31 protein-coding genes are annotated in these 26951 nt (G+C 68.0%); 17 read left to right on the top strand and 14 right to left on the bottom strand.

Annotated features, from left to right (window positions below; genetic code table 11):
* Window positions 1–65: 65 nt before the first annotated feature.
* A complete protein-coding gene (locus tag SB816_RS22350) occupies window positions 66–923 on the bottom strand; it encodes a LysR substrate-binding domain-containing protein (protein WP_410547564.1) in 858 nt (285 codons plus the stop codon).
* A gap of 83 nt (window positions 924–1006) precedes the next feature.
* Between SB816_RS22350 and SB816_RS22345 the strand changes: the two genes are divergently transcribed.
* A complete protein-coding gene (locus SB816_RS22345) occupies window positions 1007–1387 on the top strand; it encodes a tautomerase family protein (protein WP_410547563.1) in 381 nt (126 codons plus the stop codon).
* A 400-nt stretch (window positions 1388–1787) separates the two neighbouring features.
* Complete coding sequence (locus tag SB816_RS22340; protein ID WP_231132991.1) at window positions 1788–2564, top strand: putative nucleotide-diphospho-sugar transferase; 777 nt, start codon at window positions 1788–1790, stop codon at window positions 2562–2564.
* Between the two features lie 61 nt (window positions 2565–2625).
* Here the strand turns inward: SB816_RS22340 and SB816_RS22335 are convergent, their stop codons facing one another.
* Window positions 2626–3342 carry a GNAT family N-acetyltransferase gene (locus tag SB816_RS22335; RefSeq protein ID WP_054503444.1) on the bottom strand — a complete coding sequence of 239 codons (717 nt, stop codon included), beginning with the start codon at window positions 3340–3342 and terminating at the stop codon, window positions 2626–2628.
* A 146-nt stretch (window positions 3343–3488) separates the two neighbouring features.
* Here SB816_RS22335 and SB816_RS22330 point away from each other — a divergent pair, with 146 nt between their 5' ends.
* Both SB816_RS22330 and SB816_RS22325 read left to right on the top strand, forming a co-directional pair.
* The gene (locus SB816_RS22330; RefSeq protein ID WP_054503445.1) at window positions 3489–4454 is read left to right on the top strand and encodes a GlxA family transcriptional regulator; all 966 of its coding nucleotides are present in this window, start codon (window positions 3489–3491) and stop codon (window positions 4452–4454) included.
* An 85-nt stretch (window positions 4455–4539) separates the two neighbouring features.
* A complete protein-coding gene (locus tag SB816_RS22325) occupies window positions 4540–5190 on the top strand; it encodes a DsbA family oxidoreductase (protein WP_054503446.1) in 651 nt (216 codons plus the stop codon).
* A gap of 106 nt (window positions 5191–5296) precedes the next feature.
* On the opposite strand, the gene SB816_RS22320 is transcribed toward SB816_RS22325, so the two are convergent.
* Together SB816_RS22320 and SB816_RS22315 are read right to left on the bottom strand one after the other, a co-directional pair.
* Complete coding sequence (locus SB816_RS22320) at window positions 5297–6562, bottom strand: hypothetical protein (protein ID WP_054503447.1); 1266 nt, start codon at window positions 6560–6562, stop codon at window positions 5297–5299.
* Window positions 6563–6590: 28 nt separating this feature from the next.
* Window positions 6591–7583, bottom strand: coding sequence for a Bug family tripartite tricarboxylate transporter substrate binding protein (locus tag SB816_RS22315; protein WP_054503448.1), 993 nt, complete (start codon window positions 7581–7583; stop codon window positions 6591–6593).
* Between the two features lie 144 nt (window positions 7584–7727).
* Here SB816_RS22315 and SB816_RS22310 point away from each other — a divergent pair, with 144 nt between their 5' ends.
* Together SB816_RS22310 and SB816_RS22305 are read left to right on the top strand one after the other, a co-directional pair.
* Window positions 7728–8633, top strand: coding sequence for a LysR substrate-binding domain-containing protein (locus SB816_RS22310; protein ID WP_054503449.1), 906 nt, complete (start codon window positions 7728–7730; stop codon window positions 8631–8633).
* A gap of 158 nt (window positions 8634–8791) precedes the next feature.
* Window positions 8792–10270, top strand: coding sequence for a glutamate-cysteine ligase family protein (locus SB816_RS22305; RefSeq protein WP_410547562.1), 1479 nt, complete (start codon window positions 8792–8794; stop codon window positions 10268–10270).
* 31 nt (window positions 10271–10301) lie between these two features.
* On the opposite strand, the gene SB816_RS22300 is transcribed toward SB816_RS22305, so the two are convergent.
* Window positions 10302–12095 carry a patatin-like phospholipase family protein gene (locus SB816_RS22300; protein WP_410547561.1) on the bottom strand — a complete coding sequence of 598 codons (1794 nt, stop codon included), beginning with the start codon at window positions 12093–12095 and terminating at the stop codon, window positions 10302–10304.
* Window positions 12092–13006, bottom strand: coding sequence for a hypothetical protein (locus SB816_RS22295; protein WP_410547560.1), 915 nt, complete (start codon window positions 13004–13006; stop codon window positions 12092–12094). Before SB816_RS22295 ends, SB816_RS22300 begins: the two co-directional genes overlap by 4 nt.
* Before the next feature lie 154 nt (window positions 13007–13160).
* Here SB816_RS22295 and SB816_RS22290 point away from each other — a divergent pair, with 154 nt between their 5' ends.
* On the top strand, window positions 13161–13604 hold the full coding sequence (locus tag SB816_RS22290; RefSeq protein WP_231132990.1) for a CesT family type III secretion system chaperone: 444 nt from the start codon (window positions 13161–13163) through the stop codon (window positions 13602–13604).
* A gap of 27 nt (window positions 13605–13631) precedes the next feature.
* On the opposite strand, the gene SB816_RS22285 is transcribed toward SB816_RS22290, so the two are convergent.
* The 8 genes from SB816_RS22285 to sctW are packed head-to-tail and all read right to left on the bottom strand — an operon-like array spanning window position 13632 to window position 19955.
* The gene (locus tag SB816_RS22285) at window positions 13632–13898 is read right to left on the bottom strand and encodes an EscF/YscF/HrpA family type III secretion system needle major subunit (protein WP_054432779.1); all 267 of its coding nucleotides are present in this window, start codon (window positions 13896–13898) and stop codon (window positions 13632–13634) included.
* A 10-nt stretch (window positions 13899–13908) separates the two neighbouring features.
* The gene (locus SB816_RS22280) at window positions 13909–14181 is read right to left on the bottom strand and encodes an EscE/YscE/SsaE family type III secretion system needle protein co-chaperone (protein ID WP_054503454.1); all 273 of its coding nucleotides are present in this window, start codon (window positions 14179–14181) and stop codon (window positions 13909–13911) included.
* A 22-nt stretch (window positions 14182–14203) separates the two neighbouring features.
* Window positions 14204–15550 carry a type III secretion system inner membrane ring subunit SctD gene (gene sctD / locus SB816_RS22275; protein WP_269873801.1) on the bottom strand — a complete coding sequence of 449 codons (1347 nt, stop codon included), beginning with the start codon at window positions 15548–15550 and terminating at the stop codon, window positions 14204–14206.
* A gap of 25 nt (window positions 15551–15575) precedes the next feature.
* On the bottom strand, window positions 15576–17669 hold the full coding sequence (sctV, locus tag SB816_RS22270) for a type III secretion system export apparatus subunit SctV (protein WP_054503456.1): 2094 nt from the start codon (window positions 17667–17669) through the stop codon (window positions 15576–15578).
* A gap of 8 nt (window positions 17670–17677) precedes the next feature.
* A complete protein-coding gene (locus SB816_RS22265; RefSeq protein WP_144656995.1) occupies window positions 17678–18037 on the bottom strand; it encodes a tetratricopeptide repeat protein in 360 nt (119 codons plus the stop codon).
* 8 nt (window positions 18038–18045) lie between these two features.
* Entirely contained in the window at window positions 18046–18453 is a 408-nt protein-coding gene (locus SB816_RS22260) for a hypothetical protein (protein ID WP_054503457.1), read from the bottom strand.
* A 24-nt stretch (window positions 18454–18477) separates the two neighbouring features.
* Complete coding sequence (locus SB816_RS22255; RefSeq protein WP_054503458.1) at window positions 18478–18858, bottom strand: hypothetical protein; 381 nt, start codon at window positions 18856–18858, stop codon at window positions 18478–18480.
* A complete protein-coding gene (gene sctW / locus SB816_RS22250; RefSeq protein ID WP_410547559.1) occupies window positions 18855–19955 on the bottom strand; it encodes a type III secretion system gatekeeper subunit SctW in 1101 nt (366 codons plus the stop codon). Before sctW ends, SB816_RS22255 begins: the two co-directional genes overlap by 4 nt.
* A gap of 280 nt (window positions 19956–20235) precedes the next feature.
* Here sctW and SB816_RS22245 point away from each other — a divergent pair, with 280 nt between their 5' ends.
* The 10 genes from SB816_RS22245 (at window position 20236) to sctJ (ending at window position 26950) form a co-directional block, all read left to right on the top strand.
* Entirely contained in the window at window positions 20236–20904 is a 669-nt protein-coding gene (locus SB816_RS22245; RefSeq protein WP_231132989.1) for a hypothetical protein, read from the top strand.
* Between the two features lie 137 nt (window positions 20905–21041).
* A complete protein-coding gene (locus tag SB816_RS22240; protein ID WP_064526212.1) occupies window positions 21042–21644 on the top strand; it encodes a hypothetical protein in 603 nt (200 codons plus the stop codon).
* A 38-nt stretch (window positions 21645–21682) separates the two neighbouring features.
* Window positions 21683–21979, top strand: coding sequence for a hypothetical protein (locus tag SB816_RS22235; protein ID WP_054503462.1), 297 nt, complete (start codon window positions 21683–21685; stop codon window positions 21977–21979).
* Window positions 21980–22010: 31 nt separating this feature from the next.
* Window positions 22011–22523, top strand: a complete 513-nt coding sequence (locus tag SB816_RS22230) for a SycD/LcrH family type III secretion system chaperone (protein ID WP_054503463.1) — start codon at window positions 22011–22013, stop codon at window positions 22521–22523.
* Window positions 22524–22573: 50 nt separating this feature from the next.
* A complete protein-coding gene (gene sctB / locus SB816_RS22225; RefSeq protein ID WP_054503464.1) occupies window positions 22574–23446 on the top strand; it encodes a type III secretion system translocon subunit SctB in 873 nt (290 codons plus the stop codon).
* A 25-nt stretch (window positions 23447–23471) separates the two neighbouring features.
* Entirely contained in the window at window positions 23472–24698 is a 1227-nt protein-coding gene (gene sctE, locus SB816_RS22220; RefSeq protein ID WP_054503465.1) for a type III secretion system translocon subunit SctE, read from the top strand.
* A gap of 38 nt (window positions 24699–24736) precedes the next feature.
* Window positions 24737–25198 carry a tetratricopeptide repeat protein gene (locus SB816_RS22215; protein WP_081273539.1) on the top strand — a complete coding sequence of 154 codons (462 nt, stop codon included), beginning with the start codon at window positions 24737–24739 and terminating at the stop codon, window positions 25196–25198.
* 72 nt (window positions 25199–25270) lie between these two features.
* The gene (locus SB816_RS22210; RefSeq protein ID WP_269873789.1) at window positions 25271–25645 is read left to right on the top strand and encodes a tetratricopeptide repeat protein; all 375 of its coding nucleotides are present in this window, start codon (window positions 25271–25273) and stop codon (window positions 25643–25645) included.
* Window positions 25646–25691: 46 nt separating this feature from the next.
* On the top strand, window positions 25692–26108 hold the full coding sequence (gene sctI, locus SB816_RS22205) for a type III secretion system inner rod subunit SctI (RefSeq protein WP_116791513.1): 417 nt from the start codon (window positions 25692–25694) through the stop codon (window positions 26106–26108).
* Complete coding sequence (sctJ, locus tag SB816_RS22200; protein ID WP_144657000.1) at window positions 26108–26950, top strand: type III secretion system inner membrane ring lipoprotein SctJ; 843 nt, start codon at window positions 26108–26110, stop codon at window positions 26948–26950. Before sctI ends, sctJ begins: the two co-directional genes overlap by 1 nt.
* The last annotated feature ends 1 nt before the right edge of the window (window position 26951 follow it).

The raw sequence follows: 26951 nt of genomic DNA, 5'->3' as shown, positions 1-26951 counted from the left end.
GGGTCGCCGGCAGCGGGATTCACTTCTCTCGGGCGTGCCGGGGGCCGTGGCATCGCTTGAAGATCCTAGCTTCGCACCACGCCGCGAAAGGCCGCCGAGAGCGCGGCCAGCGCATCCCGCGCGCGGCTGTCCCGGACCCGGGTATGCAGAAGGATGGGCAGCCGCGGCAGGTCTGGCAGCCCCAGCCTGGGGCCGACATCCACTGCGCCGAACGGCACCATGCGCGGGGCAAGCGCGGCGACCCCCAGCCCGGCCATGACGGCGGCGGCGACCGTCATCACGCCGCCACCCACGAACACCTCGGTCCAGGGGACGCCGGCCTCATCGAGCAGTTGTCCGGCCACGGCGCGCACGCCGCAGGGTTCCGCCATCGTGGCCAGCGGCAGCGGCTCGCCGGCGCGATGCTGCCAGCCGGGCATCGCGAACCAGCCGAATTTTTCTTCGGCCAGGATTTCCCCGTCGCCGCGGCCCGCCTGGAAGCGCACGATCACCGTGTCGAGTTCGCGGCGGTCGAAACGCTGAAGCAGTTCCGCCGACGATCCGATCCGGATTTCGATCAGCAGGTGAGGATCCTGGGCATTCATGCGCGCGATCAGCGCGGGCAGTTCCGGACCCGCGACGTGGTCGCTGATGCCGATGGCGAGGCGCTGCCGCGTTCCGCCGACGACCGCGACCGCCCGGTCATGGGCTTCGATCAGCTTGCGCGCATGGTCAAGAAAGGTGGCGCCCTGGGCCGAAAGCTCCACGTAGCGCGGCGTTCGCTCGACCAGTCTGAAGCCCAGCCTTTCTTCCAGCCGTTTCAGCTTCAGGCTGACCGCGGCCTGCGAGGTCCGTGACGCTTCGGCGGCGCGGGTGAAGCTGCCCAGCTCGGCGATGCGGATGAAGGCTCTGACGGCTTCCAGGTCAAGGGCACGCTTTGTCATTTCAAAACTTTATCGTTGAAATAAAAATGGATAAGTTATCAGAATAGATAATAGGCCACGGGACCACAAAGGAGGAATTTCCCATGCCATTCGCTCAAATCTCGTTGCGTTCCGGAAAGACGGAGGCCTACCGGCAGGCCATCTTCGACGGCGTTTACCGCGCGCTGCATGAAACGTTCGACGTGCCCGAAGATGACCAGTTCATGGTCATGACCGAGCATGAGGCCGCCAACTTCCGCTACGGCGCGACCTATCTGGATATCGCTCGCAGCGACGATCTCGTGTTCATCCAGATCACCGCGAACAATACGCGCACGTTGGAACAGAAGAAGGCGCTGTTCCGGCGGATTGCGCAATTGCTTGGCGAGAATCCCGGCCTGCGCCCCGAGGATGTGTTCGTGAATCTCGTCGAGGTCCTGAAGGAAAACTGGTCGCTGGGAGGCGGCCTCGCGCAGTACGCCTGACCCGGCCGACAACAGAATAGGTCGCCGGCCAGGCAGGCCACCGCCGGCATGTTGCGCTTGAACGGGTCGCGCTCGCGGGCGTCCCGCCACCCGCGGCGCGAGCGGTATTCCAGAAAGCCGGCTGAAAGTTCTGTTGGGCCTGGAAAGGCGTTTCAGAGGGAAGCCGCGCGAAGAATGTTTCAGCGCGGCGATTTGGATTTCGACTGATTGCAATAGCGTCGACGCGTATCGCGTCCATTCATAAACTCCGCCTGCGCTTCGATCCCGCGCCTGGGTCGCGCCCCGCACCATCGTGCGTCGCGCTAGGGCGGGAAAAGCGCTGTGCGAGCCTGCCGCCGCGCTGTCGACATGACGTTGCCGGTACGCCCGCTTCACTTGATCTTGAAAAGCGTGGCGCATCATGTTCGATTGGTTTCGACGCAAGTGGTTCGGCTGGTCCATCGAGCAGGCGCGGATGGTTCTGGACTTTCCGGGACCCGACAAGGTCGGGCCTGGCCGGCAGCGAGGCAGGGCCACGGGCATGGTGGTGGCGTTTTTCACCCGCGACAGCATTTACGAGACGGAAAAGAACCGCATGCTGCGCTCGGCGCAGAGGCTGGGACTGGCCGTTGACGCCGAGCCGATCGCATCCACGGGTTCCTGGGTGCGCAACGCATCCATGAAGCCATCGGTGCTGGTCGCCATGCGCAAGAAGCACACCGGCCCGCTGTTGTACGTCGACGTGGATGCGGTGTTTCATCGCGATCCGTGGCCGGCGCTGGCTGCGTTGGATTGCGATATCGCTGCGTACCACGAGCCCGACGGGCACTTGCTGAGCGGCACATTGTTCCTCAACCATACGCCGGCCGCCGCCGAGCTGTTGCAGGCCTGGGCCCAGGCCTGCGCGGAGAATCCCGACGAGTGGGACCAGTTGGTGCTGGAGCGCCTGCTTGCCAGCGATGCCGCGTCCGCCGCGCCGCGCTACCGGCAGGCGCGGCTGCCCGTCGCCTATTGCTGGATCTTCGACAAGACCGACAACGGGCCGTGCGACGAGGTGTTCATCGAGCATTTGCAGGCCAGCCGGGAAACGCGGCAGCGCAAGCGCGCGTTCGGCAGGCCGGTGCGCGCGGTCAGGCGCCGCCGCGACCGGGTGCGGGCGATCGAGCGCATCCTGTTCGACGGGGACACGGCGCGATAGCGCGCAGGCCGGCCCGTCGGTGGCGTCGGGCCGGCGCCTTTGCCTGACGCCACGGGCGTCCTCACAGACTGGCGGATTCGTGCGCGTCGGGAGTCGTGATGCGGTGAAGCTGGAACGTCTGCCGGGTGCGAAAGCCCAGGCGCTGGTAGAGCGCGAGGGCCGCCGCGTTGTTGTCGCGGACGTGCAGGAACGGCGTCTCGCCACGCCGGCGGATGTCGCGCCGCAACCGGTTCATCAGGCGGCCGGCGAGGCCCTGGCCGCGGCAGCTTGCATCGACGCACACGGCGCTGATCTCCGCGAAGCCGTCCAGCCGCATGCGTTCGCCGGCCATGGCGACCAGCCGGCCGTGGCGCCGTACACCGAGGTATTGACCTGTTTCGATGGTGCGTGGCCCGAACGGGCCCGGCCGCGTGGCGGCGGCCAACGCCATCATGTCGGCGGCGTCGCTGGCGCCCAGCGTCAGGAAGTCCGGCTCGTCCGCCGCGATCGGAGTCTGGCCATGGTCAACCATCTGGAAGAAAGAGAACAGCGGTTCCGAACGCAGGCTGTCTAGCGGGGGCGGTACGTACAGGGTTTGCAGCAACGCGGGGGTGTCCGGCGCGACGAGCCGACGCAGGGCATCGAAGGCCTCGCGCGTGGTGTTGCGCACGGCGGCAAACGGGGCGACGTCGGGCAAGTAGCGCGCGGCCAAGCCATCGCCCTGGCGCAGGTGCGCCTGGCGGCCGGCCAACGCGAACCAGGCCGGATTGTCGAGCTGAGTGGGATCGGGATGTTCCATGGTGAGGGACTCGCTTGCTGAGGCGCCGGGATAAGCGCGGCCCGGCTGGGAAACTAGGCCGAAGCCGTTGATTCAGCGGGAATTCTAGACAGCGGCAAGGGTCGGGATCTATAGTCGTAAATGACAATATTCGGGCTATTTACGACATGCGTATCTGTCTGTTCGCCTTGGATGGCGCTTTCGATACCGGCCTGACGGCGCTGCTGGACGTTTTCGACACCGCCAACGAACTGGCGTCGATGCAGTCGGACGCGCCCGCGCCGTTCGATGTGACGGTGGCAGGCGTGGGCCGGCGTATCCGCACCGCGCTGGGCCTGTCCATGGCGGTGCGACCGGCCGGCGAAGTGGCGCGGCCGGATTGGGTGGTGGTGCCGGCCTTGAATGCCAAGACGCCGCCCAGGCTGCTGGACGCACTGGTCCGGCCCGACGTGGTGCGCGCCAAGGCGCAGTTGCGCGCCTGGCATGGGCAGGGAATCGGGGTGGCCGCGGCGTGCATAGGAACCTTCGTGGTGGCCGAGAGCGGCGTGCTGGACGGGCGCGAGGCCACCACGACGTGGTCGCTGGCACCGCTGTTCCGTGAACGCTATCCGGCGGTCAGCCTCGATGACACGCGCATGATTGTTGCCGGCGACGGCGTGGTGACCGCGGGCGCGGCCATGGGGCACCTGGACCTGGCGCTGTGGCTGATGCGTCAGGCCAGCCCGCAGTTGGCGGAAAGGGTGGCGCGATTCCTGTTGATCGACAACCGTTCATCACAGGCCCGATACATCATCCCCGACTTTCTGGCCCACGCCGACCCGCTGGTGGCGCGTTTCGAGCGCTGGGCGCGCGAGAATCTGTCCAAGGGGTTTGCGTTGCAGGAGGCGGCCGAGGCGCTGCGCGTGCATCCAAGGACGCTGCAACGACGCACCGAAAGGGTCCTGGGCAAATCGCCCCTGGCGTTCGTGCAGGACCTGCGGGTACAGCGCGCGCGGCAACTGGTGGCCAATGGTTGCGACCTGGATACCGTGGCGGCGCAGGTCGGTTACGCCGATACTTCGACTCTGCGCACTCTGTTGCGCAGAAAGCTCGGGCGCGGCATTCGGCAATTGCGGTGCGACGCCGGGGCCTGAGGCGCGCGGCCCTGGCGTGCCCAGGGTTTCTTGGTCGCGGCGCCCTGGGTTGGTCTACGCTTGAGGCCTGTTCCCGGAGAGAGTCATGTCCAAGATCACCATCGATTTCGTGTCCGACGTAGCTTGTCCCTGGTGCGCGGTGGGCCTGGGCGGCCTGCTGGCCGCCATCGGGCGCGTACAGGACGAGGCCGAGGTCGAGCTGCATTTCCGGCCGTTCGAGCTGAATCCCGACATGCCCAAGGGCGGGCAGAACACCATCGAGCGGCTGATGGCCAAGTACGGCTACAGCCGCGAGCAGGTGCAGGCCAATCGCAAGGTCATCAGCGAACGCGCGGCGGCCGTCGGCATGCGCATGCGCATGGCGGATGACAACCGTTCGTTCAATACCTTCGATGCCCATCGCCTGCTGTACTGGGCGGGCCTGGAAGGGCAGGGCAGCCAGACGGCGCTGAAGAAGCGCCTGCTGGAGACCTATCACTACGACAACCAGGACACCAGCGACGTCGAGGTGCTGGTGCAGGCGGCGGCGGACGCCGGCCTGGATGCGGAGCAGGCGCGCGCGGTGCTGGCCTCGGGCCGCTACACCGAGGAAGTGCGCAAGGAAGAGGCCGAGTGGCGCGACCGCGGCATCACCTCGGTGCCGTCGGTGATCCTCAACGGCAAGTACCTGGTCTCGGGGGGCCAGCCGGCGGACGTGTTCGAGCAGGCGCTGCGCCAGGTGGCGCGCGAGGGCTGAGCGGCGGGCGGCGCCATGGCCGCCGCGCCGTGGTCCGCATGAGCGGGAAGCCGACGCGCCGTTGCCGCGCGACGGCCGTCCCCGGTTTCTCGATGCGGCGGCCGGTTCAGGCCTTCACGATCGGCGCCACGTCGAGCACGTACATCTGGCGTTCGCCTTCGTGCACCGAGTCCACGCACACCTGCGTGCCGTCGCGGCTCCAGCGCGGGTGCAGGTCGCAGCGGTTTTCCTTGGACAGCCCGGGATCGGCGTAGAAGCTGCCGAGGTCGTGGCGTTGCCCGGTATGCATGTCGTACAGGAACAGGATGCGTTCGTGGGTGACAGGATCGGGGTAGGTATCGCTCAGCAGCCAGCGGGTGTCCACCGGTGAAAACGTCATGTGGCCGTTCTCGGTGAGGACGCCGTCGCCCACCACCTGCACCTGGCCGCCGTCGGCATCTTCATACAGGTGGTAATGGATGCTGCCGGCATGCGGTCCCCAGACGATGATCGAGCGGTCGTCGCGCCAGAGCGGGTGCGAGATCTGGTATTCCGATTTCTCGTAGTCGAAGGTGCCGACGGCAGCCGGGTCGAAGTCGTCGGCCAGTTGCGGCAGCGGATGGTCGGAACATTCCAGCAGACGCATGTCGCTGCCGTCCGGGTTCATGGTGATGAGGCGGTGCAGGAAGCAGGTCTCGTCCTCGACCCGTTCGGTCCAGCGATGCAGGAACAGGATGCGCGTCGACGACGGGTTGACCTCGATGTGGCTGACCCAGTGGATCGCGCGCTCCATCGAGGCGCGCGGATGGAAGTTGCGCAGGTCGGCGTAGCTGACCAGCAGGCGGTGCGCGCCGCTTTCCAGGTCGAGCGCGTGGATGCCGTCGTCGGCCGGCGCGTTGGCCACCGGCGCGGGCGCGTGTTCGCTGTAACCGATGGTCTGGTGCGTGATGTAGAGCCGGCGGTAGTCCACGCACAGGGCGTAGCGGCTGTCGGGCGCGGCGACGTAGATCGGCAGCGGCAGATGGCGCGTCTGGCCGGTGGCGACGTTGTGCACCGCGGAGCGAAATCCAGGATAGAAGCCGCCGCCGTCATCACGACGGCAGTTGTAGATCAGTTGCGGCTCGGCCATGCCATCCAGCCACTGCAACTGGCAGCCCATCTGCCAGTTCCAGGCCGTGGTGACGCCCACCGCGTGATAACGCTCGCCATCGCCCAGGTCGAAGTAGCCGACCTCGGCGCGCAGTTCGGGCGTGAGCCGGGCATCCTTGACGGGCACGCGGTTGGCCAGCAGGTAGCGGCCGCCGCGATCCCAGACGGTCTTGTTGTAGTAGCCGAAGAAGTGATGGCCTGGCGGGCCGCCCAGGCGGCGGCAGGCGATGGCGGGAGTGGTCATGCGGTTCGTCTGTCTATGAAAAATGGGTTCAACCAGCGCTGATGTGCTCGGCCTCGATGACCTTGTTCCAGCGGGCGCGTTCGCGTTCGACGAAGGCGCGCGCCTCGGCGGGACTGTTGCCCACCGGCGTCATGCCCAGGTGCTCGAGGCCGGCGCGGAACTCGGGGTCGGCGTAAACGCGGCGCAGGTCGGCGCTGAGCTTGTCGATCAGCGCGTCCGGCACGTCCCTGCCGGCGGCCAGGGTGGTCCAGGAGGTCACGGTCAGGCCGGGCAGGCCGGCCTCGGCGGCGGTGGGCACGTCGGGCAGCGCGGGAGATCGCCTGGCGCCGGTGATGGCCAGGGCCTTGAGCTTGCCGGTCTGGATGTAGCCGATGGTGGTGGGCACGTTTTCGAACAGTAGCTGGATCTGGCCGCCGATCAGGTCGTTGATGGCGGCGGAGCTGCCGCGGTAGGGAATGTGCGCGATCGGGGCCTGCGCGGCCATTTTGTAGAGTTCGCCTACCATATGCACCGAGGAGCCGACGCCGGCCGAGCCGAAATGCAGGTTGTCGGGGCTGGCCTTGGCCTGGGCGGTCAGTTCGGCCAGGGTGTTGGCCTGGAGCGTCGGACTGGCCACGACCACGTGCGGCATTTCGGCGACGATGGTGATGACCTTGAGGGCGTCTGCCGGGCGGTAGTTCAGATGCTTGTAGACGCCATAGGTGGCGTGCAGGCCGATGGAGCCGAGCAGCAGGGTGTAGCCGTCGGGGTCGGATTCGGCGACGAATTTGCCGCCGATGTGGCCGCCGGCGCCGGGCCGGTTCTCGACCACGACCGGCTGGTTGTAGAGCTGGCCCAGGTACTTGGCCAGCAGCCGCCCCTGGATGTCGGAACTGCCGCCGGCGGTGAACGGCACGATGATCCGTAACGGGCGGTCCGGATAATTGGCCTGGGCCAGGGCGTTCAACGGCAGGGCCGCGCTCGCCAAGGTCAGGCCAAGGGCTTGCAGGACGCGGCGGCGCCAGGGACGGCATGAATGCATGGTATTTCCCCTACAGCGGTTGGTTTTTCGGTGGGGTGCGGGAGCAGGAGCACCTGAGGAGCCACGAGTGTAGGAGTCGCTAAGTATTTGAAAAAATTCTTTTTTCGGCATAGTCTATGCAAGTTTGCTATACCCTGTGACCCTATGAGCCGACCGCTGAATTTCCGTCAGATCGAAGCCTTCCACGCGGTAATGCTGGCCGGCACCACCACCGGCGCGGCGCAGATGCTGCGCACCACGCAACCGTCGGTGAGCCGCCTGCTGGCGCAGGCGCAGCAGGCCAGCGGCCTGAAACTGTTCGACATGGAGCGCGGCCGCCTGCGGCCGACGCGCGAGGCCAAGGACCTGTTCGATACGGTCAAGCGGCACTTCGTCGGCCTGGAACGCATCGAGGACCGCGTGGCCGCCATGCGCCGCAGCGGCAGCGGGGTGTTGCGGCTGGCCTGCACGCCGGCGCTGGGCCTGGGCATGCTGCCCGGCGCGGTCGAGGAATTCGCGCAGCGCTATCCCGACGTGCACATCAACATGCAGACCGTGGGCAGCCAGTATCTGCGCGAGGGGCTGCTGCACGGCACCTACGATGTGGTGGTGACGACCGTGCCGCTGGACGGCGCGCACCTGGCGCTGCAAAGCCTGCACGAAAGCGCGGCGGTCTGCGTGATGCGGCCGGACCATCCGCTGGCGGCGCTGCCGGCCATCGGCATCGCCGACCTGAACGAGCGCCGGCTGCTGGTGCTGAACGCCGACGATGACGTCTACCTGCAGTTGCGCGGCGCGATGCTGGCGCACCAGGTGCAGCCGGTGTCGGAAATCGAGACCACCTATTCATCGACGATCTGCGCGCTGGCCGCGGCCGGCACCGGCCTGGGAATCGTCAATCCATATATCGCCGATGTCTTCGCGCAGCAGTTGGCGATACGGCCGTTCACGCCGAAGCTGCCGGTGCGCGTCTGCATGGCCTATCCGGCGCAGACGGCGCCTTCGGTGGTGACCGAGGCCTTCGTCGACATCCTGACGCGGCGCTTCCACGATATGGCCGAGCCCGCCTGAGGCCAGCTCGGCGGCCGCCGGGGAACGGCGGCGCCATCGGTGTTACTCAGCATGCGGCGCGCCCTGCGCCAGAAGAACAAGGAGACAGTCTTGAAGCTCGCCGCCATCCCTTGGGTTCCGGGTATCCGGCCCCGCCCGCGCGCCGCCGGAGCGGCGCGATGACGCCGCGCGCGGGACGCACGCTGGGGCTGGAGATGGAAATGGCGGTGGCGCGGCGCGATACCGGCGCCAGCCATGCGGTGGGCGGCTACTTCGAGACGTTGGCCGCGATCAAGGCGGCGCGTGGCGAGGCGCCGGATCTGTCGCGCATCGGCGAGCGCGTCGTGGGCGTATCGGTGGCGGCCGGCGAGAGCGGCCTGGACAACGGCTTTAATCTGCTCGAGACCGCGTTCGCGCCGGTGTCCGAGGACGACGGCGGGCTGGCCGAGCTGGCGCGGCGCGCCACGCGGGAGCTGCACGATGCCTGCCGCGCGCTGGAAGCGGAAGGCGCGCTGCTGCTGAATGCGTCGGAACATCCGGACTGCACGCTGGACCCGTCGTGGTACGCGACGGTGCACGTGCCTCGGCCGATCTACCGCGAGCTGGTGGGCCATCGTGAATGGCTGCATCGCGTGGGGATCGATGCGAAAGCCCAGAACAGCCCCTGCACGTCGGTGGACGTGACCCAGGCGGCGCGCGCGCTCAATGTGGTGCTGGCGCTGGCGCCGGCCAGCATCGCGATCTTCGCCAATAGTCCGCTGGAGAACGGCCGCGCGACCGGCCTGAAGGAGAACCGGCTGACGGTGTGGGATCGCATGTTCCGCCATTCGCGCTATGCCGGCGACCACCACTTGCAGCGCCTGCCCGAACGGCCGTTCGTCGACCTGGGCGATTATTTCCGCTGGATGTTCGCGCCCGGCACCGCCAGCCGCTGCCTGCCGCTGGCGACGGAGGAAGGCTACAAGTCGGCCACCGGCGTGTACCTGCGTGGTTCGCCCTGCCTGTCGGCGTTCCTGGCGTCGGAGGGCTGGCCGGGCCTGCGCACGGACACCGGCGAGGAAGTCACCCTCGCGCCGCAGGGCGCGCATTTCGAGTATTCGCAGTTCGCGCATTTCCTCGATGCGCGGTGGCGCTACCGGCTGGCGACGCCGCCGTCGCTGGAGGCGCTACGTGAAGCCTGGCGCCGGCCGGGCGGCATCGAGGAGCTGTACGCGCAGCTGGGTGCCAGCGGCTACATCGAAGGCCGCGCGCCGGGCGCTGGCTTCGCCGACGCGCAATTGCTGCGCGAGGCGGGGCGCGAGGTCGCGGCGACGCTGGTGATGGCGCCGTCCGCGTTGCAGTTGGGATTGATGCGCAACCTGCCACAAGCCGAGGATCTGCTGCGGTCTTGGGGCTGGCTGCGGCTGCGGGCCATGCGCGCCGACGCCATGCGCGACGCGCTGCACGATCCCGCGGTGCATGCGCTGGCCGGCGAGGTGCTGGCGGTGGCCGAAGGCGGGCTGGCGCCGCGGGAACGCCATTGGCTGGGTTATGCGCGCTATGCGGTGGACGCGCGCAGCAGCGGCGCAGACCGGCTGCTGCGCCTGTGGCGCGAGCTCGAGGGCGATCCGCGCCGCCTGGCCAAGGTCTGCGAGGCCAGGGCGGTGGTGCCGCTCTGAACGTGCGAGTCCCCGGCCGGACCGGCGCGGTTCAGGCCAATTGCGGCATCAGTCCCGGCCCGGGGGGCGGGACGTTGTCCAGCAGCGCCAGCAACTGCCGTTGCAGGCCGTCCGGCGCGGCGCCGGTGCGCAGCGCCTGCTTTTCGCCGTCGGTCAACAGGCCCGCCAGGTCCGCCAGGCTGTCGCATTCCATCGAGTAGGCCTGATGCGTGCGCACCGCGATCTGCTCCAGCGACTTCCAGGCCGACAGCATGTGGGCCTGGTGCTGGACCTCGTCGCTGATGTTCGAGGTCAGCGTGCTGATGCCGCCGTGGAACACCGGCAGCGCGTTCGGGCCGGCCGTCCAGATCTTCTGCTTGTCGGCGAAATCGGCGCCGGCCTGGTCGGGGTGGCTGGTGATCAGGTTGATGAAGAACGATTTGATCTTGCCCAGCACGCCGGGCGTCGGCGCCTGCGGCGGGCCGCCGTGCATGATCTGGTAGGCCTTGCCGTTTTCGTCGAAGGTCAGCAGCAGGGTGCGGGCCTGCGTCTGGCCGAGCGCGTCGCCGGTCAGGGCGGTGGGCACGCCCTGCGCGTCCTTCGGATGGGTGAAGACCTCGGACGGCATGTTGCTGCCGATGCCGCCATCGGCGTAGACCTTCTTGCCGCCGTCGGCCGTCTCCACCGACACCGCCTTGAACGCGATCGGGAACGACATCGACATGCGCGCGGCATAGGCGATCGGCATGTCCGGCGCGCTGTCGGCGTCGAAGTATTCCTCGACCTGGTCGGTCTTGTTCCAACCGGTGAGCGTCAGCTGCTTGAACTTGTCGGGCGCCAGCGTGTTCAGCAGCTTCAGGTCGCCGAACGTGATCATGCTGTCCTTGTGTTCCTGCTCGAAGTCCGGGAGCTGCTGCAGGCGGCTGAGGCGTTCGAGCTGGCGGTCGCTCAGCTGGCCCTGGCCGGCGAGCGCGACCAGCTTGTCCTGGAACGCATGGGTGTTCCAGTGCGTCGTCAGGTAGTCGTGCACGCTGCGCGCGGTGGTCTGGTCGACCACCTTCAAGGAAGCGACGGCGGGCGCGAGGCCGCCTTCCATCTTCAGGTCGGGATAGATGCGCGCCAGGTCGCCGCCGCCTTTGAGCGCATCGAGCATGCCCGGGCGGAACAAGGCGTCGGCCGGCCCCTGCTCGAACTGCGCGGCGCTCAGGCCCGCCGCCAGGCAGGTGGCGGTGAGGGCGCCGGCGGACGAGCCCGACAGGTGCTTGAGACCGGCCAGCATGCCGGTCTTTTCCATCTGGTCCAGGCCGGCGCTGTAGCCGATGCCCTTGGCGCCGCCGCCGCGCAGCGCCATGTTCTCGAGCTGCGGCGCGGGGCGGATGACGACGTACTTGTCGCCGCGCGGGATGATCTGCGGGCGGGTGTCGGCCTGCGGCAGGTTGGACATGAGTTCCGAGCGGGCCGCATCCACCTTGAGCCGGTCCAGCGCCATGGCGGCGGACTTGCCGGCGGATTTCATGGCGCTGGCGAAATCCTTGCCATCGACCGAGCCGTCCTGCCTGCGCGGCAGCGCGTCGAAGGAGCGCTGGACGATGGACTCGAAGCGCGTCTGCACGTCGCCGGCGAAGCTCTCGATGCCCTTGGGGCCCATCATGTTGGCGAGCGCGCTAGTCTCCTGCATGAAGTACTGTTCGAACGAGCGCTTGGCCGCGTCGACGTGGGCGGCGTCGGTGTCGGGCGTGACGAACAGGCCCTTGAGCTGGCCCAGCAGCGAGGTCGGCGCCTGTGCCGGCGGTTGCCATACGGAGGCCGCGGCGCTGTTCTGGATGGCGCTGGAGATACCGTTCATGCGAGTGCTCCCGGTGCGGCGGCGCCCATGGCGCCGGCCGATATGCCAAAGGAGATCTGCGCGCCTTCCAGCGCCAGGTCGCGCACCAGGGCGCGCGTGTCCTGCGCTTGCGCCACCTGGTATTGCAGCCAGCGCGGCCAGGTGTCGTCATCGAGCCGGTGCAGCGCGATCCGGCCGGTGCCGGTCACGAACTGGCGGCTGTCCAGGCCCATCACGTAGGCGTGGCCGCGCAACGCGTTCTGGTTGATGAGCAGCGCGCCCTTGATGACGGCGCGGCGCAGGCTGCCCTGCAGCGTGGCGGCGTCGTGCACGAAGAAGTCGGTGAGCAGCCGCTGGTTGTCGGGATGCAGCGTGACGCGGCCGGGCAGGTCGTCGAACAGCAGATCGAACTTGCGCGCGCCGCTGGGCAGCGTGTCCAGTCCGCAGGCCTGCGCCAGCCGTGCCAGGTCGCGCTCGGCCTGGCGCGCGTCGCCTTGCGGGCCGCGCGGAAGCGTCGCGGGCGGGGTGGCGTCGGGATCGGGGCGGGCCAGGCGGTCGAGTTCGCGCAGCAGCGCGTCGGCGATGTCGTGCAACGCGTGGGCGTCGCAGGCCGCATATAGTGGCAGGCTCAGGCTCGGACCCAATTCCGGCGAGATGCCGCCGATCAGGCCGGCGCCCAGGCGCGTATCGAAGCTGCGGCGCAGCAGCGCTTCGCCCTGCGGGTCATCGAAGCCGGGTGCGTCGTTGAAGGCGTGGCGCCAGGCGGTGAGCACCACGCTGCCGTCTTGCGCGTTGCGCGTCATGCCGAGTTGATGATGGTCGTCCAGCGGGACGGCCCATTGCGCGGGCTGTTCGGTGTCGCTGGAATCGACATGCGCCTGCGCGTATTGGGCCGCGGCCCGCGCGAAGTCGGAGAGGGAGTTGTGCGCCATGGGAAGCTCGCGAAGTGGGAATCACCCCCTGAGTAACAGCTCCATGCCTTCCGGTTCCGTGCCGGGGCCTGGGATTCGCGCGGCGCGGGTGCCATAATGTCGGCTCATCCATCTTGCGCTTCGAGCGGCCGCGCCCGCGTGGCCCCCTGTTACCGTGTCAGACCCTCAATTCGCCCAAGTGCTTTCCGAACTCGGCCAGGCGCTGGGCATTCCCGCGCTGGCGCCCGCGGAGGGTGGCCTGTGTCAGTTGGCATTCGATGGTCGCCATCTGGTGCAATTGATGGCGCATGGCGCGCGCGGCCAGATCCTGTTGTCGTGCGCGGTCGGCGGGGGCAGGATGGACGGCGCGCTGGCGCTGCTTGCCGCACAGGGCAACTTCCTGCAGGCAGGCGGCGGCGTGGTGGCGTGCGCGGCCCCTGACGGCCGCATGCACCTGCAGTTGGGCCTGCCGCGCGAGCAATGCGGCGCGGATGCGCTGCTGGCCGCGATCGATGCGCTGCTCAACCAGGTCGAGGCCTGGGAGAAGCGCGCCGCGCGCGCCGAGCCGGGCGCTGACGCGCCGTGGCGCAATCCCGCCTTCATGATGCAATCGGTCTGAACCCGCGTGGCGGGCGCCGGGGCCGGCTTAGCTGGCTTTCTGGATCACGCCCTTGAGCGAGTCCGCGATCTGCTTGGTGATCGTGCTCTGGATCTCGATCAGCATGGTCCATTGCTGCACCTGTTGCTGCATCTTCAGCATATCTGCTTGCGACACGCTGCCGTCGGCGTTGGTGCGCAGGTTGGACAGCGTCGTCTGCAGGTTGCTTTCCTGCGACCGGATGCTGTCATAGATCGTGCTGTTCACGCTGTTGAAATTCAGGCCGGACGAGCCGGTCAATCCGTTCAATGCCATGATGCGTCTCCTAGCGATTAAGGGGGGAGAAAGGGGCGGACGGCGCGGCGCCGGCATCCCGGGGGTCAAGCTGCAGCGCGGCCAGCACCTCGCGCGCGGCGGCGGCGGCCTGTGCCACCGCCTGGTATTGCTGGAACGCGACCGGCACCAGGCCAGAAGCCAGGCGCTGGTTGGCGCTTTGCTCCAGTTCGGCGAGGCGCTGCGCCAGCGCGGCGCGCAACGCGGCGCCGCCAGGGGCGGCCAGGCGTTGTTCCAGTTCGGTCAGGGCGGTCGTATCGGTCATGGCGGCAGAGTCGGTTGGGATGTCAGCGCGTCACGATGGCGCTGCGCGGGCCTTCGAAAATGATTCGGGTGTTCTCCACGGCGACCAGGCGGTACTTGCGGTAGACGCCGCCCACCAGCAGCTTGCTGCCGTCTTCCAGTACGATGAAGGGCTGAGGCCCGCCGACCACGCTGCGGATCACGAACGGCACGCTGTCGGCCGCCGGCGAGGCGCTGGCCGCGGCCAAGCGGGCCACGCCGAGATGGGCCTGGTTGAATTCGTTCAGCACGTCCTGCAGTCGGACCTGCTGATCGTCGTCGAGCGCGCCCGCGGCGATTTCCAGGTGGTCGGGCTTCCACGCGAGGGTGACGCCGGATAGGCCGGCGTCCACCAACTGGCTGGAGAGGGCGTCGCTGAGTTGCTGCGTCAACGCGATGCCATTGCCCAGCACCGTCATGCCGGGCAACTGCGCCCGCAGGGTATCCAGCGCAGACGCGCGTTCGCGCGCGCTGCTGGCGATGCCGACGACATTCAGGCGGCCGTCGCCTTCATACCGCGGGTCATAGCGCACATTGAACGCGCGCAGGGCCGCGCGGGCGGTGCGCACCACCTCGTCCTCGTTGCTGATGCGCAGGGCGGGCATGGGCCAGATCTGCGACAGCGCCGAGGCCACGGCGTCCTGTTCGGCGGCGTTGCGCACCCATCCCGACACCGTCACCACGCCGTCGCGCGCCATCGAGACGTGCAGGCGCGAGGCCAGGCCCATGCGCTCGAACACCGCCGAGATCTGCCCCACGGATTTCTCCGCGGCCGCCAGGCGCGGATCCACCTGCGGCGCGCGGGTGGCGCTGGATTGCGGCATCAGGGTCAGGGCGATGGCCACGAAGATGGTCAGCACGACCGCGGCCAGGCCCAGCACCATGGGCCAGGAGTCGCGCTTGCGACGCCGACCCTGCGCAGGCGGCAGCGGCAGGCGCCGCTCCAGTTGACGCTCTTCTTCGCTGGTCGGCGCCGCGCCCGCAGGCGGGGGAGGCGATGTCGCCGTGGCGGGAGCATCCGGCTCGGCCGCGCCGCGCGCCAGCGCATCGTTGGCGGCATCGGGGGCGTTGGCCCAGGGGTCGCCGCGCCGGGCCACCGTGATCCAGACCGGACCCAGCGGCACCGGCCGGTTGAACGGCGTGCCGGGCATCCCGTTGGGCGCGCCGTCGTCCAGCGACAGGTCCCAGCCGCCTTCGCCGATGCGCACGCGCGCGGCGCGCGGACCCATGCCGTCGTCGGCCAGCACGATGTCGCAGGCCGGGTCGGCGCCCAGCACCGCGCCGTCCGCGACCTGGCAGCGGGCATCGCGATGCAGCCCGGACAGCACGCGCAATTCCAGCGCTTCGCTCATGAGGGGGCTCCGGTTGCGGGGGCGTTCACAGGTCCACCCTGGCCAGCGGCTGTACGTTGATCTCCTGCGTCAGCTCCTGGTAGGACAGCACCGGCAATTCGTACAGGTCCTGTTCGATCATCTTGCGCAGGTAGCGGCGGATGTCCATCGAGGTCAGCAGCACGGGCTTTTGCGCGGCGGCGGCCAGGTCGCCGGTGGCGCGCTTGATGTTGTCCACCAGCTTGCGCGAGGCATTGGGATCGAGCGCCAGGTAGCTGCCGGCCGAGGTCTGGCGGATGGCGCCGCGCACGGTCTCTTCGACGTTGGGCGCCAGCAGGTAGGCGGGCAGGATGTTCTGGCCGCTCGAATATTTGTAGCTGATATGGCGCTTGAGCGAGACGCGCACGTATTCGGTCAGCAGCACCGAGTCCTTCTCTTTCTGGCCCCATTCGATCAGCGCTTCCAGCACCGCGCGCAGGTTGCGCACCGAGATATCCTCGGACACCAGCCGCTGCAGGATCTCGGCGATCTTCTGCACCGGCATCACGCGCAGCGCTTCCTTGACCAGATCGGGGAAGCGGTCTTCCATCGCCGTCAGCAGGAAGCGCGTCTCCTGGATGCCGATGAAGTCCGACGAGTATTTCTTCAGCACGAAGGCCAGATGCCAGGTCAACACTTGGTGCGGGTCCAGGAACGGAATGCCGGCGGCCGACAGCGTCGGCGCCAGGCCGGCGTCGACCCACAGCGTGGGGATGTTGGGCAGGAAGCGCTTGTCGGTTTCGTAGGGCACCTGCAGCGCCTGCAGGTTCTGTTCCGTGTCGCGCACCAGCACCGCGCCCGGCCGCAGCTTGCCTTGCGATACCGGCACTTCGGACAGCAGGATGTTGTAGGTGTCTGCGGGCAGCGCGTCGTTGAAGCGCAGTTGGATGCCGGGGAACGGCACGCCCAGGTCGAAGTAGAGCGCGCGGCGGATCTTCAGCAGTTCCTCGTTCAGTTCATCGGCGTCGAAGCTGCGCTGCAGCGCGGCGGCCACGTCGATCATCAGCGGCAGCGTGGGCGCGAATTCTGCGCTGCCGTCGGCGCGCGGCCTGGCCTGCGGCTTCTGGCCGTCGGCCGCCAGCGCCGGGATCTCGGTGATTTCGCCGGTCTTCTCGTCCACCACCTTGCGCGTGCCGCGCAGCAGCACGAAGCCGATGGTGCCCACCACCGCCGCCAGCGCCAGGAAGGTCAGGGTGGGCATGCCGGGGATCAGGCCCATGCCGACGGCGATGGCGGCGGCGATCAAGAGCGCGCGCGGCTGCGCCAGCACCTGGGCGCCGATGTCCTTGCCGACGTTGGAGGGGCCGTCGCCGGTCTGCACCCGGGTTACGATGATGCCGGCGCAGATGGCGATGAACAGGGCCGGAATCTGCGCGATCAGGCCGTCGCCGATGGTCAGGATGGAATACACCTGCACCGCTTCGCCGGCGGACAGGCCGCGCTGCATGGTGCCGATGAGAATGCCGCCAAGCAGGTTGACCGCGACGATGATGAGGCCGGCGATGGCGTCGCCCTTGACGAACTTCATGGCGCCGTCCATGGCGCCGTACAACTGGCTTTCCTTTTCCACCACCGAGCGGCGCTTGCGCGCCTCGTCCATGTCGATGGTGCCGGCGCGCAGGTCGGCGTCGATCGACATCTGCTTGCCGGGCATGGCGTCCAGCGAGAAGCGCGCCGCCACCTCGGCCACGCGCTCGGCGCCCTTGGTGATGACCACGAACTGCACGATGGTGAGGATCAGGAACACCACCAGGCCGACGATCAGGTTGCCGCCGACCACGAAGTTGCCGAAGGTCTCGATGATGTGGCCGGCGTCGCCCTGCAGCAGGATCAGGCGGGTGGTGGCGATCGAGATGCCCAGGCGGAACAGCGTGGTGACCAGCAGCACCGACGGGAATGACGAGAACGCCAGCGGCGACGGCAGGTACATGGCCACCATCAGCAGGATCGCCGACAGCGTCATGTTGGCGCCGATCAGCACGTCGACCAGCGTCGTCGGCAGCGGCAGGATCATCATGAAGATGATCGAGACGATCAGGACCGCCAGGACGATATCGTTGCGGCTGGTGGCGGCGGCGACGACGCGGTTCAGGGCTTGCATGGGTCGGCTCACGTCGTTTCCGCTTCGGTGGGCGCGGCCGCCGGGGCGGGACGCAGGGCAACGTAGGCGCGCATGGCCGCGGCGGCCTCGTCGCGCCGTTCCAGGGCCAGCAGGGCCTGCGAGCGGATCAGGTGGAACGGCGCGTCGACGCCGCCCTGCATGGCCAACTGGTCCAGCGTCGACAGGGCCGCTTCCGGCTTGCCGGCGCGCAATTGCGCCAGCGCCAGGGTGGCGAGCTGGCGGGCGTCGGCCTGTCCCAGGGTGCGTAGCGCGTTCAGCACCACCGCGGTCTTTTCGGGCCGGTTGTTTTCCAGGTAGACATAGGCCAGCAGGCTGAGCAGCTCACGGGCGTCGGGGGGCAGGGGCATGGCGGCGCTCATCCCTGGTACAGCGCGCTGCGGTACATGGCGACCAGGTCGCGCAGGCCGGCCTCGTCCTTGAGCAGCCGCACGGCGCGATTCAGCGCCCGGGCATCCTCGGGATTGTGGTCCTGGCTTTGTTCGGCCGCGGCGGACAGGCCTTCCAGCGTCGCCTGCAGGGCCTGCGCGAACTTGCCGGGCAGCAGCAGGTCGCGGTTGGCGACCGTGGGGCGCAACTGGCTGTCGAGGTAGCGGTCGATGTTCGGCGTGTCGAGCAGTTGGGCCAGTTGCGCCTTGACGCCCTCCGCCGGCGGGGCCAGTTCCTGGCGTTCGGGCAGGTGCTGGCCGGCGGCCTCGCGGCCGGCGTAGGTGATGCCGTCCAGTCCCCGGTCGAAGGCGAAGCCGCTGATGCGCATATCGGACATGGTGCGAGGGTCTCCGTTTCAGGGTCAGTTGGCGCGCGCGTCGTCGAGCCAGCGCGCCAGCGTGTCCGCCGCGCGTCGCAGCTCGGCGGCGTCGGCCTGGTCGGCGGGCAATCGGGTCAGCGCCAGCAAACGGGGAATGCCGTCCTGCTCGCGCAGGGCGGCCTGCACCGGGTAGCCAGCCAGGCGCGAATGGTGCGCCCGCCGCCAGGCCTGCAGCAGGCGCGTCGGGGCGTCATAGGGCACCGGATCCGAGACGTAGACCAACACTTCGCCGTCGGCCGCCTCGATGACGACCCGACGGCCCGAATCCAGTTGCAGCGCCAGGTTGCCGTGCGGCCCCAGGGCGAGCCGCCCCAGGCCGATGGTCTCGCCGAAGGCGCCCAGGGCGCGATCCAGGCTGTTCATTCGTATTCCTCGTCGATGGCCGCGTCCAGGGCCAGTTGCGCCGCGCCCAGGACGGACTGGCGGGCATCCGGGTCGGGGTACATCGGCAGCGGCAGGTCCTTGAGCACCGCGCGCACGCCGCCCAGGAAGGTGATGCGCGCGGCGACGCTGTCGGCGCCGTGGCTGGCGGCCAGGGCCTTGAAGCGCGATTCGGAGATCCACTTCTCGTTGCTGACGTTGACCAGGTCGCGCATCAATTGATCGGCCGCCAACGGCTTGCCGTGCTCCCGCGCCATCTTTTCACCCAGTTCGCCGCAGCCGTCCAGCACGGTGACTGCCACGCCCAACTGATACAGATCCTGCATCAGCGCCTGCAGCCGGTCCGGGCTGGTGGACGGCCGCGCCGCGGCCAGGTCCTGGCCGAGGGCCTGGATCAGTTGCTGCAGGCCGCGGCCCACGTCCTTGCCGCCGAAGCGCTCCAGCGCCAGCGTCAGGGTCTTGGCCAGCGACGCTTCGCCGAGCACTACGTCCTGGTAGGTGCGCTGGAAGTCGGCCACGCCGCGGGCGTCGTCGGCATAGCCGGCGGCCGCGCCGATGGTGTTCAGGCTGGCGCGGATCTGCGGGCCGCTTTCCAGTTCCAGGTCGGCCAGCGCCTCGCGCAGGCCGTCCAGTACGTCCTCGGGCGCGCCGTCGCGTTCGCCCTGGCGCAGCGCGTATTGCAGCCCAAGGTACTGGCCGGCGGCATCGCCGAAGGCCCGGGCGGCGGCCTGGCGCGGGTCGGCCTGGCCGGCCAGCAGATGACGCGCCAGCTCGATCAGCTTTTCCTGCGCGTCGGCGTCGTGCGACTCGGCCAGGTAGGCCACGATGGCCTCGGCGCTGAGCATCTGCAGCGGGGCGTCGCGGCCGATCTTGCGTTCCGCGTGGTGCTTGTCCTCGGTCTTCTCGGCCATGTGCAGGCTGAGTTCCTCGGCGGAATCGGCCAGCGAGACCTCGCCGTCGACGGCCGTGGCGGCCTGGCCCAGCATCGTGCCGACCTGCTGCTGGCCGTTCTGGGGGGCGGCTTGCGAGGTCGTGGACGAGAAAGCGGAAGGGGGCAGGCCGGCGTCGATACGGTTCATGAAGGCGCGAGGAACGGCGGACGAAGGCCGCGCACAGTCAGGGGTAGTAACGGATGGGCGGGGAAAGTTCCATCATCGGCTGATGGAACCGAGGCAGGGGTTTGGTTACCAACACGGCATGCGGGCATTCCGGGGCGATCGGCAGCGGAATGCGAAGGTCTTTCAGGGTTAACCCGGGTTTCGCGCCCAAGGCGGCGGGCCCGTCGGCGCAAGGAGAGCGAATATGTCCACGGTAAGCGGTGCGGGTGCCAGCGGTATTGCGGGTATGGATTTTCAGGGCATGGATCTGGAAACCGCCCTGCTGGCGGTGCAGAACCAACGGGCGCAATTGCTGGAGAATTCGCTGCGGCAGCAACTGGATTCGGTCAACGCCCGCAATGCGCAGATGGCGGGCTTGAACGAGTCGATCACCGCCAAGGGCGCCGAGAACAACAAGCTGGAGGCGTCCAATGTGTCGATGCAACAGCAGATCGCCGAGCTCAAGGATCTGCAGGGGCGGCTGGCGGCCAGCAAATGTCCCAATCCCGAAGGCTGGTACGGCCTGTCCTGGGGGCAGGGCGATGACAAGGCGCTGTCCCACGCCACCCTGGACCAGATCAAGCAGGCCGGGCTGACCGTGCCGGCAGGCGCCGATGCGCCGCGCGACGTGGATCGCAACGGCACGATGGATGCCAAGGGCCGCGTGGTGCAGGACTGGGTCGACCAGATCTCGGCCAAGGTGGCAGGCCTGGAGGCCAGCATCAAGGAAAACACCGCCAGCATCGAGACCAACAAGAACGAAATCGCCACCGCCAAGAACCAAGTGGACGCCCTGGGTAATACCCAGCAGATGGAAATGCTGCGGCTGCAGGGATTGACCAACAAGCGCAATGAAGCATTCGACGTGATGACGAACTTCGTCAAGAAGATGCAGGACAGCCGTTCGTCCATCATCGGCAACATGCGTTGAGGGCAAAAAGGCGGCATGGATGTGGAACTCGCGCGACGGCCCGGTTACTCAAGCTGCATGCGGGGCCGGTAACTGCCGGCGCCAGGGGAAAACCCGAGGCCACTGCCGCCGGAACCCCTTACCAATTGGAGATAGGCATGAATTCACCCGTGGGCGGCGCGAACGGCGCCGGCAGCATCGGCGGCATCGACATTTCGGGCATGGACCTGGAGACCGCCCTGATGGCGGTCCAGAACGAGCGCGTCAAGTTGCTGGATGCCCAGTTGCAGAACCAGATCAAGGAAGTGCAGGGCCGCAACGAGCAGATCGCCAAGCTGAACGAGGCCATGAACAGCCTGAACGCGCTCGCGGGGTTGTTCAAATCCGGCAAGGACGGCGCGACCAAGATGCAGGATGGCGACATTCCGGACTGGAACAAGGCGGGCACCGCCAATGACAACCGCTACAACCAGATGCGCGACGCCATGTGGAAGGCGATGGGCGATGCCGGCATGGACCTGAATACCGACAAGTACCAGTTGCAGGTGGACGGTGGCATCAGCAAGGTCACCAAGGGCAGCCTCGATACCGCCATCCAGGCCATCAAGAACAAGGTGGATGCGTTGTCGAACACGCAGCAGATGGACATGACGCGCCTGCAAGGCATGACCAACAAGCGCAATGAGGCGTTCGATGTGATGACGAACTTCCTCAAGAAGATGCAGGACAGCCGTTCGTCCATCATCGGCAACATGCGTTGACCAGCCCCACTCATTTTTCTCCATCCCGGAACCGCGCCATGAGTCTCAAGAAAACCGCCGAACAGATCCACGCCGAAGCCGAGCGCGTGCTGGATGACGCCCGCCGAACCCTGGAGCGGGCCGATGATTTCTACCGTGACCAGGGACTGGATCCGGAGAAAGTGCGTGCGGTGACGGCCGCCCGCCTGGGGCCCAAGGAACGGGAGCAAGCCGAGACCCTGGTGCGGCAGGATCTGGAGGCCATCGAGGCCGAAGTGGCGCAGGAAATGGCGCGCCAGCGCTTCGCCAGCGCGCCGGCCTCGGGCGGCGTGAAGAAAATCCGCCCGATGGTTTAAGTCCCAAGGCCGTCCCCCCAAGGAGATCCCGATGAGTCTGACTCCGGAAGAGAACGCTGCGCTGACGCAGAACCTGACCGCGGCCATGGAAGAGGCCACCGGCGGCCTGGCCAGCTACCTGCGTGCGGGCGGCAAGCTCGGCGATGTACTGGGGCTGACGGGCGCCGAACTGCAAGCGATGTACTCGCTGGGTCACGCCCTGTACGAGCAGCAGCGCTACAGCGAGGCCTTCAAGGTGTTTTCCGCGCTTGTCACGTATGACCATACCGAGCCGCGCTACGGCCTGGCACTGGCTGCCGCCAACCGTATGCTGGGACGCCACGAGGATGCGCTGCGCCAGTACCTGCCGGCCATCATGGCGGATCCGCTGGACCCCGCGCCGCTCTACTACAGCGCCGAGTCGCTGGTGGAGATGGGCCGCACCGACGAGGCCATCGAGGCGTTGGATACCGTCGATGCCCTGTGCGAAGGGCAGGAGCGGCACGCGGCCGTGGCCGCCAGGGCCAGGATGTTGCGCGGGGCGTTGACGGGGCCGCGGGCCTGAAGCATGTCCCGCGCCGGTGGCGCTGGATAACCAGTTGAGGGAGTCACTCCATGAACATCAATTCCGCGGGCGGCGCCGGCGCCAATCTGCCGCAGAATCTCGACGACTTGGCCTCGTCGCCCGACGTTATCAAGAGCGTTCTGGAGAACGCGCAGAAGATCGCTTCGGAAAACGAGGCGATCAAGCAGAAGCTGCTGGGCGCCATGGGGGCGGCCGGCCCGGTCGATCCCAAGGATCTGGCGCTGATCAGCGCCGAGATCGGCCAGAAGCTGCAGGACACGCTTGGCGGCCTGCGCGGCCTGCAGGCGCCGGAGGTGCCGCGGGGCGCCGACGCCGGCGACGCGTTCAACGCCCTGTCGCGGTTGAGCGAACAGGACGTGCAGACGGATATCTATGCCTTCATGGCGTTGTTCCAGCAACTGGCGCAGACCATGCGCAGTTCGGCCCGCGAAATGCGCGCCAACGAACTGCAGGCTCAGGTCGACACCCTCAAAGGGGCCGCGCAGGAAATGCGCGATGCCGCCAAGGAACGCATGATCGGCGCGATGACGCAGGGCGCGTTCCAGATCGCGGGCGGATTGTCGCAGATCGGCTCGGGGGCGATGCAGTTGCGTGTGTTGAACAAGGGCGGCGATGGCGCCGAGTCGCGCGCCCGCAGTTACTCGGACACTGGTGGCGGCCTGTCTGGCGTGGCTGGTGGCATCGGTACCATGATCAATGCCGCCCAGGAGCAGAAGGCGGCCGAACACGATGCGCGCCGTTCCGAACTGGAGGCTCAGTCCAAGGTGCACGAGTCGGGCATGCAGCAGGCTGGCGAGATGGCGCAGCAGATGATGGACGTGATCCGCGACGTGCGTGACAAGCTGGCGTCGATCGAACAGTCCCGCATGGAAACGAACCGCGGCATCGCCCGCAATATCTGAGTCCGCTAACCACGGGGAAGCCGACATGACTTCGATCTCTTCCAATCCCGCCGGCATCGGCGCCGGGGCGTTGCCGGGCAACGAAGGAATGCCGCCGGACGCCGGCGCGCAGGCGGCCCAGGCCACGGCCCGGGTGCGCGAGCTGCTGGACGCCTTCGTCGGCATGGCTGGTTCGCTGCCGACCGGCAAGGCGGCGGGCCAGCCAGCCGGCAGCGATGGCCTGTTCAATGGCAACGGCGCGCCGACGCTGGAGCCGCCGGCGCAGTCGTTCTCCGCCAACGACATGATTGACCTGCTGCGCAGCATCCGTTCCAAGTCGGACGAGGCACAGATCTCGAGCGCCAAGGAGAACCTGGCGACAGCGCGCACGAAGATGGAAAAGAACAATGAGGCGCAACTGCAGAAGATCCAGGACTACGTCAAGAAGTGCGAGGAGGCCGCGAGCAAGGGCATCCTGGGCAAGATCTTCGGCTGGATCGGCAAGATCGCCGCGCTGATCTTCTCGGCCATCGCCGTGGCCGTGCTGGCTGCCGGCGCGGTGGCCTCGGGTGGCGCCGCCACGCCCTTGCTGGCCCTGGCCGTGATGGCGCTGATCAGTTCGACGATTTCATTGGCGGACCAGATTTCCAAGGAATGCGGCGGGCCGGAAATCAGCCTGAGCAATCTGATGACGACCATCGCCAGCAAGTTCCTGCAGGCCTGCGGCGTCGACGAGGAAACCGCGCAGCGCATCGGCAAGGTGGTGGCCGGCGTCATGGGCCTGGCCTCGCCCGCGCTGCTGATGATCGAACCCGGCCTGCTCGGCAACCTGGCGGGCGGCGTCGCCGAACTCGCGGGCGCCGACAAGACCACCACCATGGCTTTGACGATGGCCTTTTCCCTGGCGGCTACCATCGCCGTCGGCGCCGTAACTATCGCGGCATCCGGCGGGGCGTCCGCCGTCAGCACGATGGCGCGGGTGGTAAGCGCCGCCGGCCAGATCACCCAGGGCGCGACACAGGTGGCGCAAGGCTCGATCAATATTTCCGTGGCCAAGACCAAGAACGAAGCCGACAACATCCAGGCGGACAAGAAGGAAATGGACGCCTATGCCCGCAAGCTCCAGGCCAGGATGGAAGAGGCCCAGGAGGAGATAACCAAGGTGATCAAGCAGATGGAAGACGGCCTGCGCCTGGTGTCGCAGATGATCAACGGCGCCGCCGACAGCATGTCCCAGATCACCGCCAACATCGGCAAGCGGATGGCGGTCTGATGCCGCAGCCGCAACCGAACCCGCATCGAGGAATGGAAATGGCCGATAGCGCAATGGAACGTGACGAGTTTGGCGAGGCGCTGTACCGCGGAATGGAGGCACTGCCGTCCAACGCCCGCCTGACGCCGGAGCAGCTCGAGGTGGTGTATGCGCTGGCCTACGCCCACGTGGCGCAGGAACACTACGCGCAGGCACTCCCGGTCTTCGCGTTCCTGGCGCAGTACGGCCCGACGCGCAAGCACTACCTGATTGGGTTGGGGCTGTGCCTGCAGATGCTGGGGCGCGCGGAAGAGGCCGTCACCATCTATTCGCTGGTACTGACGCTCTATCCCGATTCGTTGCCCACGGCGTTGCGGATCGCAGAGTGCCAATTGGCATCGCGCCAGTTCGATCAGGCTCGACGCACCCTGCAACTGCTGAGCGCGGCAGACGCGCCGCCGCAGGTGCGAGCGCGAGCCGAGGCATTGTTGCAACTCTCTTCGCGCGAGGCCGCGTCATGAAAGATGAACGATAGCGCCGCTCATTCCGTGTCGACCTCAGCGGATCAAGCCGTCTCCCAGGAGACGGCTGTTGTGCTTTCTGCGGATGACGCCCGTCTGCTGGCCGAGGTCGGCTTCCTGGCCGCGGGCGCGGGCGACAGTGCCCGCGCGGAGACCATATTCAACGCCTTGCGCCGCCTGCGGCCCGACCGCGCCTATCCGGTGGTGGGGCTGGCGGTGGCATGGATGAATGCCAGTCGCGCGCCGGATGCGGTGCGTCTGCTGGAAAGCGTGGTGATGGCCGATCCCGCCGAGCGGATCCTGCTGGACGCGTGGCGCGGGTTCGCACTGCAACTGGCCGGCCGCCGCGCGGAAAGCACGCGTCTGCTGGAAACGTTGGCCGAGGGCGGGACCGAGGGCGCGCGCCTGGCGCGCGCCCTGTTGGGGCTTGCCCCGGCCGACGGCTGAGGCGGGAACCGGTGATTTTTCGATCGATATTCTGGAACTAGGGACCATGGAAATCACAGCGCTCGCCGCCACTTTGCCGCCGTTGGCGAACACGCCAGGCGTACAGCCGTCAGAGCTTGCCGCCCAGCGGTTCGCCGCGATCATGAACGCGCCCGAACCGCAGGCGCCCGCGCTTACCGGCCTGCAGGCCGCGCTGCAGACTGCCTTCGCGCCCGCGGTCGACGCCGCCCCGGCCACGCTCGGCAACCAGATCCTGGCCAGCCTGCGCAACACCACCACCGAGTATTCGGAAAAGTGGCAGAACATCTCAGGCCGCCTGGACGCCATGTCGTCGGCGCCGGCGATCGCCGACATGCTGCGGCTGCAGGCCGACCTGGTGCAGGTGTCGGTGCAGTACGAACTGGTTGGCAAGGCCGTCTCGCGCACCACGCAGAACATCGATTCGCTCGTCAGGATGTCCTAATGCACGCCGTTTCAACCCTGTCTCTTCCCGTCGCGTCCGATCGCGGCGCGGCCTCGGCGCTGTTGCGGCTGCGCTGGCTGGTGCTGGGCCTGGCCTTGCTGCTGGCCGCCTGCGGCTCGCGCGTGGAATTGTTCTCGGCCGCCAGCGAGAGCGAGGCCAACGAAGTCCTGTCGGTGCTGTTGGATGCCGGCATCGCCGCGCAAAAGGCCACCACCAAGACCGGCGTGGCGGTGTCGGTGGATGGCCAGCAGGTGGCGCGCGCGCTGGACATCCTGCGCGCCCGCGGCCTGCCGCGTGAACGCTTCGACGGCATGGGGCAGATCTTCCGCAAGGAGGGCCTGGTGTCGTCGCCGCTGGAAGAACGCGCGCGCTATATCTACGCGCTCTCGCAGGAACTGACCAACACCCTGTCGCAGATGGACGGGGTGCTGGCCGCGCGGGTGCACGTGGTGCTGCCCGAACGCGGCGGCGTCGGCGAGAACACCACGCCGTCGACCGCGGCGGTGTTCATCAAGCACCAGGCGGGCTACAACCTGGACGCGCTGCAGCCGCAGATCCGCAAGCTGGTCACGCACGCGATTCCCGGGCTGACCGAGGACCGCGTGTCGATCGCGCTGGTGTCGGCGCAGCCCGCCGCGGCCTCGGGCGGCGGACACGCCACGCGGCAGGTGCTGGGCATCGAAGTGGGCGAGGGCTCGTCGGTCACGCTGCTGGCATGGCTGGCGCTGCTGATCCTGCTGGTGCTGGCCCTGGCCGGCGCGCTGGCCTACGTGCTGTGGCGCTACGGCGTGCCGGGCCGAGCCCGGCCCGAGCGCCGCGAACCCGTGTCCGAGGCCCGCTGAC

This window comes from Achromobacter sp. SIMBA_011 (assembly GCF_046535435.1).
GTDB lineage: Bacteria > Pseudomonadota > Gammaproteobacteria > Burkholderiales > Burkholderiaceae_B > Achromobacter > Achromobacter dolens.
Note: the sequence above shows the minus strand (reverse complement) of the source record. Positions and strands in the feature narration are given on the sequence as shown.